This window comes from Allorhizobium sp. Av2 (assembly GCF_021462805.2).
Classification (GTDB): Bacteria; Pseudomonadota; Alphaproteobacteria; order Rhizobiales; family Rhizobiaceae; genus Allorhizobium; species Allorhizobium vitis_G.
In genome coordinates this window covers 115,120-127,435 of the sequence record NZ_CP192696.1, presented here as the reverse complement: position 1 = coordinate 127,435, position 12,316 = coordinate 115,120, and the positions used below count along the sequence as shown (strand labels likewise).

Genomic DNA, 12,316 nt, shown 5'->3' with positions numbered 1-12,316 from the left:
CTGTCCGGTACAGAGCGATCGGTCAAGCGCTGAAAAATGCCAGCAAATGCCGTGGCGATCAAAAACTGGCTTTTATAGCGGTGCGACCTCCAGATAGTGCTCCAGGAATTCCGACAGCAGGGTTGTCGGTACCAGCATGACCACGGTGATGGTCGAGACCAGCAGGGTCTGGCCATCCAATACTGCCGATGTCAGCCGGAACACGCCACCAACCAGGCCAAGCAGAAGCAACAGCCAGAGCAAGATCACCACCTGCCCGAGCCCCGGCATCAGGACGGATATGGCGATCAGCAGCGCATTGGCATAGGCAATCGGCAGTGCAAACCAGTTGGACGTCACCACTAAGGCGTTGAAGCGGTTGTCAATCGAGAAGAAGCGGCAGACGAAACCAACCAAAATCAGCGGCAACATCCAGCTGGCAAGATCGATCATCGTCATGCGCAGGAAAAACAGGGTCCGCGTCTGCGCATAGACCGGAATATCTTCCAGCAACGCCTGATACCAGAACACCCAGGAAAACATCATAGCCGGCAAGGACCAGGCGATGGACCAGAAGGAGCGGCTGACGCCCCGGTCGGACAGGTCGAGATAACTGAACCCCTGGCGGTCGCCCTTCAGCAACAGCCAGATCCCGGTCAGGTAGATTTCAACCTCCTTAAGCCCCGGCATGGGCAAACCAACTGCTGATGAAGGCGCCATATATGCCGGTCAACGCCTCCAGGTCCGGGACGGCGACCCGCTCATCGACCATATGCATGGTCTGGCCGACAAGGCCGAATTCCACCACCGGGCAGTAATCCTTGATGAAGCGGGCGTCAGACGTGCCACCTGTTGTCGACAGGGCTGGCGTTCTGCCGGTCATTTTTTCAATGGCCGCACTCAAGGACGAGATCAGCGCATTGTTGCGGGTCAGGAACACCTGGCTTGGCCGGTCGGCCCAGGCAAGCTCATAGGCAATTGGCGGGCGGCCCGGTCGCAGCAGCGGGTCGGCGCTGGCCGCATCAAGCCGGGCAATGATGTCTGCCCTGAGCGTCTCGGCGGTCCAGGTATCGTTGAAGCGAATGTTGAATTTGGCGCTGGCACGGGCCGCAATGACATTGGTAGCAGCATTGCCGACATCAATCGTCGTCACCTCGAGATTGGAAGGCTGAAAATTTTCCGTTCCCGCATCGAAGGCCGGATGCATCAGCGCTTCCGCAAGCTTGATCACGCCCCGCACCGGATTGTCGGCCAGATGCGGATAGGCGGCATGGCCCTGGACGCCCTTGACGACGATCTCGCCTGACAGCGAACCGCGTCGGCCAATCTTGATCATGTCGCCAAGCTGGTCTGGATTGGTCGGCTCGCCCACCAGGCAGGCATCCCAGCGCTCGCCTTTGGCGGCGGCCCATTCCAGCAATTTGGTGGTGCCGTTGATCGACGGGCCTTCCTCATCACCGGTTATCAGGAAGGAAATCGACCCCTTCGGCGCGCCATGGCTTTCGATGTGGCGGGCAATGGCTGCGACAAAGCAGGCGATGCCACCCTTCATGTCGACCGCACCACGCCCATAAAGCTCGCCTCCGGCGATCTCGGCGGAAAACGGCGGATAGGTCCAGTCCGCCTCATTGCCGACAGGCACGACATCGGTATGCCCAGCAAACATCAGATGCGGCCCCTCCGTGCCCAGCCGGGCATAGAGGTTCTCGACGTCAGGCGTGCCGTCTTCGCGCGCCACCATCCGCTCCACAGTAAAGCCCAACGGCTCCAGCATGGCGGCCAGCGCCGACAGCGCCCCGCCCTCGGCAGGCGTCACGGAGGGGCAGCGGATCAGGGTCTGGAGATTTTCAACAGGATCGGTGGCGGATGAATTGGCTGGATGCTTTGACATATCGATCTTGAGAACGAGGCAAGGGGAAAGGGCGGACGCAATCGCGACTGAAAGGGGCAGGAACGGCCAAGGATCGCCGTGTTCCTGCCCGGAAAGTCAGACGCAGATCAGTCCCGCAGCAACTCGTTGATACCGGTCTTGGAGCGGGTCTGGGCATCGACGCGTTTGACGATCACGGCGCAATAGAGGCTAGGCGCTGGCAAGCCGTTCGGCATGGTATTGGGCGATGGCATCGCGCCTGCGACGACCACGGAATAAGGCGGCACTTCACCATACATCACCTCGCCGGTGGCGCGGTCGATGATCCTGGTGGATTTGCCGATATAGACGCCCATGCCGAGCACCGCACCTTCACGAATGATGCAGCCTTCCACGACTTCGGAGCGCGCACCGATGAAGCAATTGTCCTCGATAATGGTCGGCCCGGCTTGCATCGGTTCCAGCACGCCACCAATGCCGACGCCGCCCGACAGATGCACATGACGGCCGATCTGGGCGCAGGACCCTACCGTCGCCCAGGTATCGACCATGGTGCCCTCGCCGACATAAGCGCCGAGATTGACAAAGGACGGCATCAGGATGGCATTGGGGGCAATGAAGGCCGAGTGACGCACGACCGCATTGGGCACGGCACGGAAACCGGCGGCCCGGAACTGGTTTTCACCCCAGCCTTCGAATTTGGACGGCACCTTGTCCCACCAGGTCGAAGCCCCCGGCCCGCCCTTGACGACTTCCATGTCATTGAGGCGGAAGGAAAGCAGCACAGCCTTTTTCAGCCATTGGTGCACGGTCCATTGGCCATCCTCTCCACGGGTGGCAACCCGCACCTTGCCCTGGTCGAGCAGGGCAAGCGATTGCTCGACAGCATCGCGCACTTCGCCCTTGGTTGAGAGGGTAATGGTGTCGCGATTGTCAAAGGCAGTCTCGATGACAGTCTGTAAAGAGGAGAGGTCCATGGCGCTCATGAGGATTCCTTAAACTTCATTGGCTAACGTCAAGTCCCGATGCCATCGGTCCTGCGTTGATAAACTGGTAATTTTCTCTACAGCGCCGTGCGCCATTTATGGCGCACAAAGGTTCGCTGTAGCACTTTACATCTGCTGCATAATTTTCTCCTGAAATCGATTCCGATTTAAGGAATTATGCAGTAGCGCATTGGCTTGCCCTTGGGAACCGTTCAGCGTCCTCTCAGACGCATGTTTTCCAAGGCAATGCCGCAGGTTTGATCACGGCATGGATGCGAGAAGTCAGTCGGCAGAAAGTGCCACCGCCGTCATAAATCCCACTCGATTGACGGGATCATGCAGCGGTGCGGCAAGAGATGAAAGGTTCGAAGATGGCGAAGATGCGCAATGGAAAACGGCGAAAGACGGATGGCAGCTGGGCGCCGCTGAAGGACAATCAGACGGACCGCCAGAATGCCCGGATCGTGCCGCAAACGCCGCAGACCTTGTCGCCATCCTATCGTCTGGCCTATGCCGATGAAGATTTCCTGTGCCGGGAAGAATTGCGCCCCGTGCGTTTGCAGCTGGAATTGCTGAAAACCGAAATGGTGCTTTCCGAACGGGGCATCAAATCCACCGTGGTGATGTTCGGCGGTGCGCGCATTCCGGCACCCGGCCAATCCGCCTGGGCGGCGCGCAACGACATACAGCGGCGCAATCTCGAAGCCGCATCGGTGTTTTATGATGAAGCCCGCGCCTTTGCCCGGCAATGCAGCCAATACGCGGCACGGTTCAACTATCAGGAATATGTGATCGTTACCGGCGGCGGGCCAGGCGTGATGGAAGCGGGAAATCGCGGTGCCGCCGACGTCGGTGCGCCATCGATCGGCTTGAACATCGTGCTGCCGCATGAACAGGCGCCCAATGCGTTCGTGACGCCGGACCTGTCCTTCAACTTCCACTATTTTGCCATCCGCAAGATGCATTTCCTGATGCGGGCCAAGGCAATCGTCGTCTTTCCCGGCGGTTTCGGCACGCTGGACGAAATGTTCGAGGCGGTGACGCTGATCCAGACCAAGCGTATGGCGCCAATCCCGCTCATCCTGTTCGGTCGGGAATTCTGGCACAGGATCATTGATTTCGACAGCCTGGCGGAGTTCGGAACCATTGCACCCGACGATGTCAAGCTGTTGAGCTTTGTCGAAACCGCTGACGAGGCCTGGGATATCATCGCCCGGCGGTATGAAATCGAAACGGCTGAAACCGCGTGATCGTATGGGACGACCTATACGGAAAAAAGGAAAAACCTGCCGTGCGGGCACACGGCAGGTTTTCCGGGAATCGCCATCGGAATGAGCGACGGCGATCAAGCGTGGCGCGCTGGTAAAGGAATGGGCCTTTCCTTTGCTCCTCTGACAGCGCCGTGCGGCATATATGGCACGCGACGCTGTAACGCCTTATATCTGCTGCATAATCTTTCCATGCGTTCAGAGAGATGACAGCCGATAGATCTGCGATCCGTTACCGGACCATGTTGATGACGGTGTCGAGCATGTCGGCTGCCGTCTGGAACACCTTGGAGTTAGCGCTATAGGCGCGCTGAGCGGCGATCATGTCCGACAGTTCAGACGCAAGGTCGACGTTTGAACTTTCCAGCGTGCTGGATTCGATGGTGCCGAAGCTGCCTGTGCCAGCAAAGCCGACGACGACGGTACCGGAATCTGCATCCACCTGATAGGCAGTGCCATCGACTTCCTCAAGGTTGTCAGGGCTGGCGACGGTAGCCAGAGCAATCTTGTAGGTATCTGTCGTGGTTCCGTCGGAAGAGACGGTGCTGATAACGCCATCGCTGCCGATCGTGTAGTCGGACGAGCTGCTGGCAGCACTGCCGTTTGCGCTACCCTCTATGCTGGTGGAGGTGGCCGTCTGGGTGATATCCGAAAAATCCAGATCAATCGTAAGGCCTGTCTCGGAATCGGTGAAGGACAGGGTGCTCGTGCTGCCGTCTTCCAACTCCCCTGTGCTATCGAAGGTCAATGTTGTCGAGCCTAGCTCACCATTATCATAGGGGAAGCTGGTTCCGTCATCATCGTCATTAGCCTCGTCATTGCGGTAGATCGAAACCTCCCACTCATCGTCATCGGTCTTGGTGAAATAGATGTCGTATTGGGTGGAGGCACCCTGCTCGTCATAAGTGACGATCGAAGACTTCGCCGTGTAGGTGGCATCCGCCGAGTTCGAAGACGGCGTATCCCCAGAAACGACTTCTTCATCGCTTTCCAGATTGCCGCTGACTTCGCCGGAGGTCGTGGCCGCTGCCGTGACCTCGCTCGTGTCAATTTTCACCGGTTCAAGACCGTCGAAACCATTGATGACAGAAGCCGGTTCGCCATTGTCATAGGAATAGCCCAGCAACGTGTAACCGGATGAGTTCACAAGGTAACCATCCTCGTCGATTTCGAAGTCGCCTTGACGGGTCAGGAAAACATCACCCTCATCGTTCTGGACAACGAAATATCCGTCACCGTCGATCGCCAGATCCGTCTCCGACGATGTCGATTCCAGATCGCCCGATTGGGATACTGTTTGGGTGGTCGTCGAAGTCGTTCCGCCATTCACCAAACTGGAAAAAGCAGTCTCCGTGCCTTTGTAGCCGGTCGTGCTCGTATTGGAAATATTATCCCCGATGGAGGTGAGTTTATTGGACTGCGCCGTCAGCCCCGATACCGATGAGTTCATTGCAGATGCAAGAGACATATAACGGTCTTTCTGTATAATTGTTGTCGTAGAGAATTGATGTCCATAAAAACTTGTGCGAGGCTTACGGCTTTTCTATTCGTTTGATTTTATTTCCTTAATTTAAATTCAGCCGCGAATTCACGTGGGTTGAAACGACCTTGGAGAATGATTGGACATGCAGCTGCGCGCTCGGCGAATCGAGGGCATGAAATGGAGACGGCAAGATGGGCGATGGCGGCCGCCCTGCCCTCTCTTGGAGCATGTGGAACAGCCGAAACCATTGGCGTTAATGGGCGGGGGAAGGCTTGCTCATTCTCGTCAATGAAGGCCTGACACCTCCAGTCATTTCGATTTTCGAAATATTTGATAGAATTCCTACCGATGCCCTTTCCAAAAAACTGGCCGGCATCACAGATTTTGTTCATGATTTGATCTAGTCTTCGACGACAAACCTGCTAGATTGCGCCCATGAACCAATTGCTTTCCGCCCTCAGCAGGCCCGCACTCGCCTATGGTGAAAACCAGTTCAGTTTCGGTGCCCTGGCGCTGATCCTGGCCGTGGTTATGCTCGCTGCTCTCTGGCTGCGTCTGCGTTTAAAACTTCGGCAAAAGGAGGATTTCGACCTCGAAGCCGCGGTTGCCGCCGAGCGGCAGGCGAGCGAGGATCGCCGTCTGGAGGCGCTGATGCAGGCGCAAGCCGAAATGCAGGGCCGGCTTGCCACCATGACGGATCTGTTCGGCGCCCGGCAATCGGAGTTCAACCGCAGTATCAACGAGCGGCTGGACGGCATGACCCACCGGCTGGGAAGCACGATTACCGAACAGACGAAATCCACCCATGACAATCTGCGCATCCTGCAGGAGCGGCTGGCGGTGATCGATGCCGCGCAGAACAACATCCAGTCCCTGGCAAAGGATGTGGTCGGGTTGCAGGCCATTCTGTCCAACAAGCAGACGCGCGGCGCCTTCGGTCAGGCCCGAATGGAAACCATTATTGCCGATGGCCTGCCGATGGGTGCCTATGCTTTCCAGGAAACGCTTTCCAACGGAACAAGGCCCGATTGCACCATACGGATGCCGAACGGTCAGCCGCCGTTGGTGATCGATGCCAAATTTCCGCTCGAAGCCTGGAACGCCATCCGCGATGGGGCGACGCCAGAACAGAAAAAGCTTGCGGGCCAGCAATTTCGACGCGACATGGAGGTGCATCTCAAGGATATTTCCGAGAAATACCTGATGCATGGTGAGACACAGGATACGGCCTTCCTGTTCGTGCCATCCGAATCGATCTTTGCGGAAATCCACGAGAATTTCGAGGGGATCGTCCAGCGCGCCCATAAGCTGCGGGTGGTGATCGTTTCGCCCTCCCTCCTGATGCTGTCGATCCAGGTCATCCAGGCCGTGCTGAAGGATCAGCGGATGCGCGAACAGGCTCACCTGATCCAGGGCGAGGTCATCCATCTGATGGAGGATCTCGGGCGGCTCGACGAACGGACCCGCAAGCTGCAAAGCCATTTCCTGGCCGCCCAGAAAGATGTCGAGATGATCCTGACCTCGACCGACAAGCTCAATCGGCGCAGTGCCAGAATAGAGGCGATGGATTTTGCCAGCGCGCCGGATCCGACGGCAAAGCCAGCACCACAAACAGATGCTAGCGTCGAGAGCCGGACCGGTCTTCTCAAGCTGCGCCTTGTTGACGAAGACTGATCCCTGCCGCAAAACAGAGCCCGAATCAGTCGGACCGGTTTCTTTCAGGCCCGCATCGTTCAAGCAGCATCGTCAGGAGTGCGCCCATGATTACCGTTTTCGGCTCCATCAACATGGATCTCATCGCGACCACCAGCCGTCTGCCCAAGCCAGGTGAGACAGTGGCCGGCAACGGCTTTGCCACGGCAGCCGGCGGCAAGGGCGCCAATCAGGCGCTTGCTGCACGCCGCGCAGGCGCCCAGGTGCGGATGGCTGGCGCGGTCGGCAAGGATGGGTTCGCCACCCCTGCACTGGCGCTTCTGGAGGAAAGCGGAGCGGATCTCGACAGCGTCAAGACCGTAGCGGAAGCAACGGGAACCGCACTCATTCTCGTCGGCGGTGACGGCGAAAACATGATCGCTGTCGTTCCAGGTGCCAATGGCAGCCTGACCAGCGCCGATGCAAGCGCCGCTATCAAGACCATGACCCGCAACGACAGTCTGGTGCTCCAGCTCGAAATTCCAGCCGCTGCCGTGGAAACCGCCCTGCATGAGGCCAAGGCCGCCGGTATCCGTACCATCCTCAATATTGCGCCGCTGACGGATGAGGCCGCGCGCCTCGGACGAATGGCCGATATCGTCATCGCCAATGAAACCGAGTTCGAGCGGCTGGCTGGCGAGACCAACATGGGGGCTGCGGAACGCGAGGCCGCCCTTGTCCGTATACACGGCGAAACCGGACAGATCCTGATCGTAACGCTTGGGGCCGAAGGCGTCATTGCCATCCGCGACGGCAAGATTGAGCGAGCATCCGGTCTGACCATCGAGCCGGTCGATACAGTCGGTGCCGGGGATACGTTCTGCGGTTATCTCGCCGCTGGTTTGGATGCCGGTCTTGGATTTGAACAGGCGCTGCACCGCGCTGCCGTCGCCGGATCACTCGCCTGTCTGAAGGCTGGCGCGCAGCCCGCCATTCCGCTAGCAGCAGCCGTCACGGAAAGGATCTGAGCCGGATCGGCGCCGTGCTTGACCTGCGCGGCGCCGAAGACCTGACTGCATAGTTTCAGGGCACGATCAGCGTACCCGCGCCATGTTCCGTGAAGATTTCCAACAGCACGGAATGCGCCGTCTTGCCGTTCAGGATGACAACGCCATGCACCCCTGCATTGATTGCGTCGATGCAGGTTTCGACCTTGGGGATCATGCCGCCGGAAATCGTGCCATCCTTGATCAGTGCGCGAGCCTGGGCCACCGACAATTCCTTGAACAGTTCGCCATTTTTGTCCAGCACGCCAGGGACATCGGTTAGAAACAGCAGCCGGTCAGCCCTGAGCGCACCGGCAATGGCGCCGGCAAAGGTATCGGCATTGATATTATAGGTATGGCCATCCCGACCGGGGGCGACGGGGGCGATGACCGGGATCATTTCCGACTTCGCCAGAAGATCGAGCAGCGTGCGATCAACCTCGACCACTTCACCGACAAAGCCAAGGTCCAGAACGCGTTCGATATGGGAATCCGGATCGATAACGGTTTTCTTGGCCTTTTCAGCAAACACCATGTTGCCGTCCTTGCCGCAGAGCCCGATTGCCCATTCGCCGGTCTGGTTGATCAGCGCGACGATTTCCTTGTTGATCGATCCGGCCAGCACCATTTCGACGATTTCGACGGTTTTCTGATCGGTGACGCGCAGGCCGCCCTCGAATTTCGATTCGATCCCCATCTTAGTCAGCATCGCGCCGATCTGCGGGCCACCGCCATGCACGACAATCGGGTTGACACCGGACTGTTTCAGCAGCGCGATATCGGCGGCAAAGGCCCGGCCCAATTCGGCATCGCCCATGGCGTGGCCACCATATTTCACGACAATCGTCTTGTTTTCATAGCGCTGCATGAAGGGCAACGCCTGCGCAAGAAGGCGGGCCTGGGTCTGGCTTTCGGAGGCGCTCATTGAGGATCCCTTCGGTTGGTTCGGCGCCTTTTACCTCAAGAATACGGCAGATGGAATAATCCAGACGGCACTGTTGATCGAAATGATATGGGGAAACTGCAATGAGCGCAGCTATTCCTGGACCATTACGCGAAGTGGATGCATGGATGAGCGATGAGATCGGGATATTGCTGGGGAAAATAGCGCTAAAGGACCGGATGGCCCTGTCAGAGCTTTATCGGCGCACCAGCCCGAAACTTTTTGGCATCTGCCTCCGTCTGCTGAAAGACAGAGGCGAGGCGGAAGACGCGATGCAGGAAATCTTCGTAAAAATCTGGCAGAGGGCTCAAAGCTTTGCCGCAACCGGCCATAACGCCATGGGCTGGCTTGGAACGATTGCCCGTTACCATTGCATCGACCGCCTGCGCACGAGGACACCAGTTGCCGCCGAACTCGACGAGGCATGGCATGTTGCCGACAGCGCACCAGACCCGGAACAGACCGCCAGCATACGCAGTGAAGGAAAGCGCATTGACAGCTGCATGGAAGCGTTGGAAGCTGATCGTGCCGCCGCCGTGCGGCAGGCCTATGTGGAGGGGCTTAGCTATCAGGAGTTGGCGGAGCAGTTCAATGTACCGTTGAACACGATGAGGACATGGCTGCGACGCAGCCTTTTGGCATTGAGAGAGTGCTTGGAAAGATGACGACACCGGATCAGAGCAAGGGAGACCGCTCCAGGGACGAGGTTCTGGCGGGGGAATATGTGCTCGGCGTGCTTTCGGCCAAAGGCCGTGTTGAGGTGGAGGCCCGGCTAAAGCGGGATAGGCCCTTCGCCGCTATCGTCCAGCGCTGGGAGGAGAACCTTTCACAGTTCAATGACGATTATGGCGTGGAATTGCCTCGACCGGAAAGTTTCCAGAAGCTGGAAGCCCGGCTGTTTACCGAGAAGAGCACCGGCCCCGCTGGTCCCTGGGTAAGACTTTGGCATTCCGTCCCCTTCTGGCGCGGCCTGTCGTTGACCAGTCTGATCGCGGTCGCCAGTCTGATCGGCGTCGAGCTCGGCGTCTGGGAGAGCCGTTACGGCGCGCGCCCGCTGGTGGCGGATCTGGAAACTCAAAATGCAGATTTGTCGCTGGTTGCCAGCTATGACCGGCAAAGCGGACGGCTGCGCGTCACGCCAGTCGCGTCGCGTGCCGAGGGCCAGAAATCGCTGGAATTATGGATGGTCGAGGCGAATAAGCCACCGCGCTCGCTTGGCGTGCTCCCGCAATCTGGCGAGGGTGAATTCCTGGTTCCCGACAGCATGCGCCCACGTCTGAAGGATGGCGTCACGCTCGCCGTCAGCATTGAGCCTTTCGGTGGTTCGCCGACGGGGACGGCGACAGGGCCGGTGATCGCTTCAGGCAAAACTCATATCCCTTAAGAGAAATAGTGCTTTAAAATCAAAATATTAAAAGTCATTTTCATTTTTCTGCACCGAACCTGAAACTCTTTTTCCCAAACCTCCGTCTTTACCATTGTCCCCGCCATTGCGCGGGGACGTTACAAAAGCCTGCGTCTGACGGCGCCATCCAAGGCTGCTGTAACGGTTTTCAATCTGCTGCATGGTTTCTGGCCGATCGCGCCTGCGGCCATGCGAGCCAAAGACATAATCAACCGGGAAGAGGACCTAGACCCATGACCAAGACCACCCTTCGCCTGCTGGCCGCCGTTTCCATCATTGCGGCCGGAAGCGCCGTGGCCTTTGCCAAGAACCCGATGGTCGGTGGCGCCGCCATGTATGAAAACAAAAATATCGTTGAAAACGCCGTGAATTCCAAGGATCACACGACCCTTGTCGCCGCAGTCAAGGCGGCTGGCCTGGTCGAAACACTGGAGGGCAAAGGCCCGTTCACGGTCTTTGCGCCCACCAACGAAGCCTTTGACAAATTGCCGAAAGGTACGGTGGAAACCCTGCTGAAGCCGGAAAACAAGGAAAAGCTGACGAAGGTGCTGACCTGCCATGTGGTTGCCGCCGATGCCATGTCCACGGCCATCGAAAAGATGATCAAGGACGATGGTGGCGAGCATGACGTCAAGACGGTTGGCGGCTGCGTGCTGAAGGCCAAGGAATCCAAGGGCAAGATCACCCTGACGGATGAGACCGGCGGCGTTGCCCATGTGACCATCGCCGATGTGAAACAGTCGAATGGCGTTATCCATGTCATCGACAAGGTCTTGCTGCCGAAGATGTAACCCCCTCACAGTCCGACCTGGAAGAGCGGCTGGCGGGCCGCTAATCCGGTAAAGACTGGCAGTTTCGGCAGTGCCCGGCGGTAGAGTGCCACCTACCGCCGGGCTTTTTTTGCCATTTCGCCAGCCAAATACCAGAAGACAAAGCCTCCACCCGCAAGCCCAACGGTTACCGCAAGGCCGGGAGGTGCATTACATCAGCCGAAATGCCCGACGGTTTCGCAAATCGCCGCACGCAATTCTTTCAATCCGTTGTCTTTTTCCGAGGACGTCGAAAGGACGAAGGGATAGGCTGCCGGACGCTTGCGGATTTTCTCGAGCGTTTCCTCGATCAGACGCGGCACGCCCGCCTCCTTGATCTTATCCGTCTTGGTCAGCACGATCTGGTAGGACATCGCCGCCTTGTCGAGCAATGTCAGTACATCCTCGTCATTCTTCTTGATGCCGTGGCGGCTGTCGATCAGCAGATACACCCGCTTCAACGTCGCCCGTCCGCGCAGATAGTCGAAGACCAGCTTGGTCCACGCATCCACATGGTCTTTGGGTGCCTTGGCATAGCCATAGCCCGGCATGTCGACCAGCGCCATCGGCGGCAGGTCATCGCCCTCTCCGCTATAGCCCTCGGGAACGAAATAGTTCAGCTCCTGAGTCCGGCCAGGCGTGTTGGACGTGCGCGCCAGGCCCTTCTGGCCGACGAGCGCATTGATCAGCGATGATTTCCCCACGTTGGAGCGCCCCGCGAAGGCGATCTCCAGCGGGCCTTCCGGCGGCAGAAATTTCATCGATGGCACGCCGCGGATAAAAATCCATGGCCGGCCAAACAGCGGCTGGTCGCTCGTTGCCTTTGTTGCAGTCATCGTCTTCTCTCCTGCGGCAGATCCTGATCCACAGATCAAACAAAAACCCCGGCGCGAGG

The 12,316-nt window shown here is 58.2% G+C and carries 14 protein-coding genes; 6 read left to right on the top strand and 8 right to left on the bottom strand.

Going from position 1 to position 12,316, the window contains the following annotated elements:
* Window positions 1-72: 72 nt before the first annotated feature.
* From FS819_RS00630 to dapD, 3 genes are all read right to left on the bottom strand, one after another.
* Window positions 73-669, bottom strand: coding sequence for a hypothetical protein (locus FS819_RS00630; RefSeq protein WP_156549302.1), 597 nt, complete (start codon window positions 667-669; stop codon window positions 73-75).
* Complete coding sequence (gene dapE / locus FS819_RS00625; protein WP_156549299.1) at window positions 656-1,870, bottom strand: succinyl-diaminopimelate desuccinylase; 1,215 nt, start codon at window positions 1,868-1,870, stop codon at window positions 656-658. Before dapE ends, FS819_RS00630 begins: the two co-directional genes overlap by 14 nt.
* Before the next feature lie 107 nt (window positions 1,871-1,977).
* Window positions 1,978-2,835 carry a 2,3,4,5-tetrahydropyridine-2,6-dicarboxylate N-succinyltransferase gene (dapD, locus tag FS819_RS00620; RefSeq protein ID WP_156549297.1) on the bottom strand — a complete coding sequence of 286 codons (858 nt, stop codon included), beginning with the start codon at window positions 2,833-2,835 and terminating at the stop codon, window positions 1,978-1,980.
* Between the two features lie 371 nt (window positions 2,836-3,206).
* On the opposite strand from dapD, the gene FS819_RS00615 reads away from it, so the two are divergent.
* Window positions 3,207-4,085: an LOG family protein gene (locus FS819_RS00615; RefSeq protein WP_070164030.1), complete on the top strand. Its 879-nt coding sequence runs from the start codon at window positions 3,207-3,209 to the stop codon at window positions 4,083-4,085.
* Window positions 4,086-4,335: 250 nt separating this feature from the next.
* Here FS819_RS00615 and FS819_RS00610 read toward each other — a convergent pair whose 3' ends face one another.
* Both FS819_RS00610 and FS819_RS00605 read right to left on the bottom strand, forming a co-directional pair.
* On the bottom strand, window positions 4,336-5,571 hold the full coding sequence (locus FS819_RS00610; protein WP_156549295.1) for a flagellar hook protein FlgE: 1,236 nt from the start codon (window positions 5,569-5,571) through the stop codon (window positions 4,336-4,338).
* 89 nt (window positions 5,572-5,660) lie between these two features.
* Entirely contained in the window at window positions 5,661-5,978 is a 318-nt protein-coding gene (locus FS819_RS00605) for a hypothetical protein (RefSeq protein WP_156549293.1), read from the bottom strand.
* Between the two features lie 43 nt (window positions 5,979-6,021).
* Here FS819_RS00605 and FS819_RS00600 point away from each other — a divergent pair, with 43 nt between their 5' ends.
* Both FS819_RS00600 and FS819_RS00595 read left to right on the top strand, forming a co-directional pair.
* Entirely contained in the window at window positions 6,022-7,260 is a 1,239-nt protein-coding gene (locus FS819_RS00600; protein WP_197434069.1) for a DNA recombination protein RmuC, read from the top strand.
* 86 nt (window positions 7,261-7,346) lie between these two features.
* Window positions 7,347-8,246, top strand: a complete 900-nt coding sequence (locus tag FS819_RS00595) for a ribokinase (protein ID WP_156549291.1) — start codon at window positions 7,347-7,349, stop codon at window positions 8,244-8,246.
* Between the two features lie 55 nt (window positions 8,247-8,301).
* Here the strand turns inward: FS819_RS00595 and argB are convergent, their stop codons facing one another.
* Window positions 8,302-9,189, bottom strand: coding sequence for an acetylglutamate kinase (gene argB, locus FS819_RS00590; RefSeq protein WP_015914753.1), 888 nt, complete (start codon window positions 9,187-9,189; stop codon window positions 8,302-8,304).
* Between the two features lie 101 nt (window positions 9,190-9,290).
* Here argB and FS819_RS00585 point away from each other — a divergent pair, with 101 nt between their 5' ends.
* The gene (locus tag FS819_RS00585) at window positions 9,291-9,872 is read left to right on the top strand and encodes a sigma-70 family RNA polymerase sigma factor (RefSeq protein WP_156549288.1); all 582 of its coding nucleotides are present in this window, start codon (window positions 9,291-9,293) and stop codon (window positions 9,870-9,872) included.
* Window positions 9,869-10,591 carry an anti-sigma factor gene (locus FS819_RS00580; protein ID WP_070163691.1) on the top strand — a complete coding sequence of 241 codons (723 nt, stop codon included), beginning with the start codon at window positions 9,869-9,871 and terminating at the stop codon, window positions 10,589-10,591. Before FS819_RS00585 ends, FS819_RS00580 begins: the two co-directional genes overlap by 4 nt.
* A gap of 27 nt (window positions 10,592-10,618) precedes the next feature.
* On the opposite strand, the gene FS819_RS00575 is transcribed toward FS819_RS00580, so the two are convergent.
* The gene (locus FS819_RS00575) at window positions 10,619-10,774 is read right to left on the bottom strand and encodes a hypothetical protein (RefSeq protein ID WP_156549286.1); all 156 of its coding nucleotides are present in this window, start codon (window positions 10,772-10,774) and stop codon (window positions 10,619-10,621) included.
* 71 nt (window positions 10,775-10,845) lie between these two features.
* Here FS819_RS00575 and FS819_RS00570 point away from each other — a divergent pair, with 71 nt between their 5' ends.
* Window positions 10,846-11,403, top strand: a complete 558-nt coding sequence (locus FS819_RS00570; protein ID WP_015914750.1) for a fasciclin domain-containing protein — start codon at window positions 10,846-10,848, stop codon at window positions 11,401-11,403.
* A 194-nt stretch (window positions 11,404-11,597) separates the two neighbouring features.
* Here FS819_RS00570 and yihA read toward each other — a convergent pair whose 3' ends face one another.
* Window positions 11,598-12,257: a ribosome biogenesis GTP-binding protein YihA/YsxC gene (gene yihA / locus FS819_RS00565; protein WP_070163693.1), complete on the bottom strand. Its 660-nt coding sequence runs from the start codon at window positions 12,255-12,257 to the stop codon at window positions 11,598-11,600.
* Window positions 12,258-12,316: the final 59 nt, after the last annotated feature.

Coding starts and splice junctions, on each gene's coding strand:
- dapD (WP_156549297.1), bottom strand. CDS start 2,835: ATGAGCGCCATGGACCTCTCCTCTTTACAGACTGTCATCGAGACTGCC.
- FS819_RS00615 (WP_070164030.1), top strand. CDS start 3,207: ATGGCGAAGATGCGCAATGGAAAACGGCGAAAGACGGATGGCAGCTGG.
- FS819_RS00585 (WP_156549288.1), top strand. CDS start 9,291: ATGAGCGCAGCTATTCCTGGACCATTACGCGAAGTGGATGCATGGATG.
- FS819_RS00610 (WP_156549295.1), bottom strand. CDS start 5,571: ATGTCTCTTGCATCTGCAATGAACTCATCGGTATCGGGGCTGACGGCG.
- FS819_RS00630 (WP_156549302.1), bottom strand. CDS start 669: ATGCCGGGGCTTAAGGAGGTTGAAATCTACCTGACCGGGATCTGGCTG.
- FS819_RS00570 (WP_015914750.1), top strand. CDS start 10,846: ATGACCAAGACCACCCTTCGCCTGCTGGCCGCCGTTTCCATCATTGCG.
- yihA (WP_070163693.1), bottom strand. CDS start 12,257: ATGACTGCAACAAAGGCAACGAGCGACCAGCCGCTGTTTGGCCGGCCA.
- FS819_RS00595 (WP_156549291.1), top strand. CDS start 7,347: ATGATTACCGTTTTCGGCTCCATCAACATGGATCTCATCGCGACCACC.
- FS819_RS00575 (WP_156549286.1), bottom strand. CDS start 10,774: ATGCAGCAGATTGAAAACCGTTACAGCAGCCTTGGATGGCGCCGTCAG.
- argB (WP_015914753.1), bottom strand. CDS start 9,189: ATGAGCGCCTCCGAAAGCCAGACCCAGGCCCGCCTTCTTGCGCAGGCG.
- FS819_RS00605 (WP_156549293.1), bottom strand. CDS start 5,978: ATGAACAAAATCTGTGATGCCGGCCAGTTTTTTGGAAAGGGCATCGGT.
- FS819_RS00580 (WP_070163691.1), top strand. CDS start 9,869: ATGACGACACCGGATCAGAGCAAGGGAGACCGCTCCAGGGACGAGGTT.
- FS819_RS00600 (WP_197434069.1), top strand. CDS start 6,022: ATGAACCAATTGCTTTCCGCCCTCAGCAGGCCCGCACTCGCCTATGGT.
- dapE (WP_156549299.1), bottom strand. CDS start 1,870: ATGTCAAAGCATCCAGCCAATTCATCCGCCACCGATCCTGTTGAAAAT.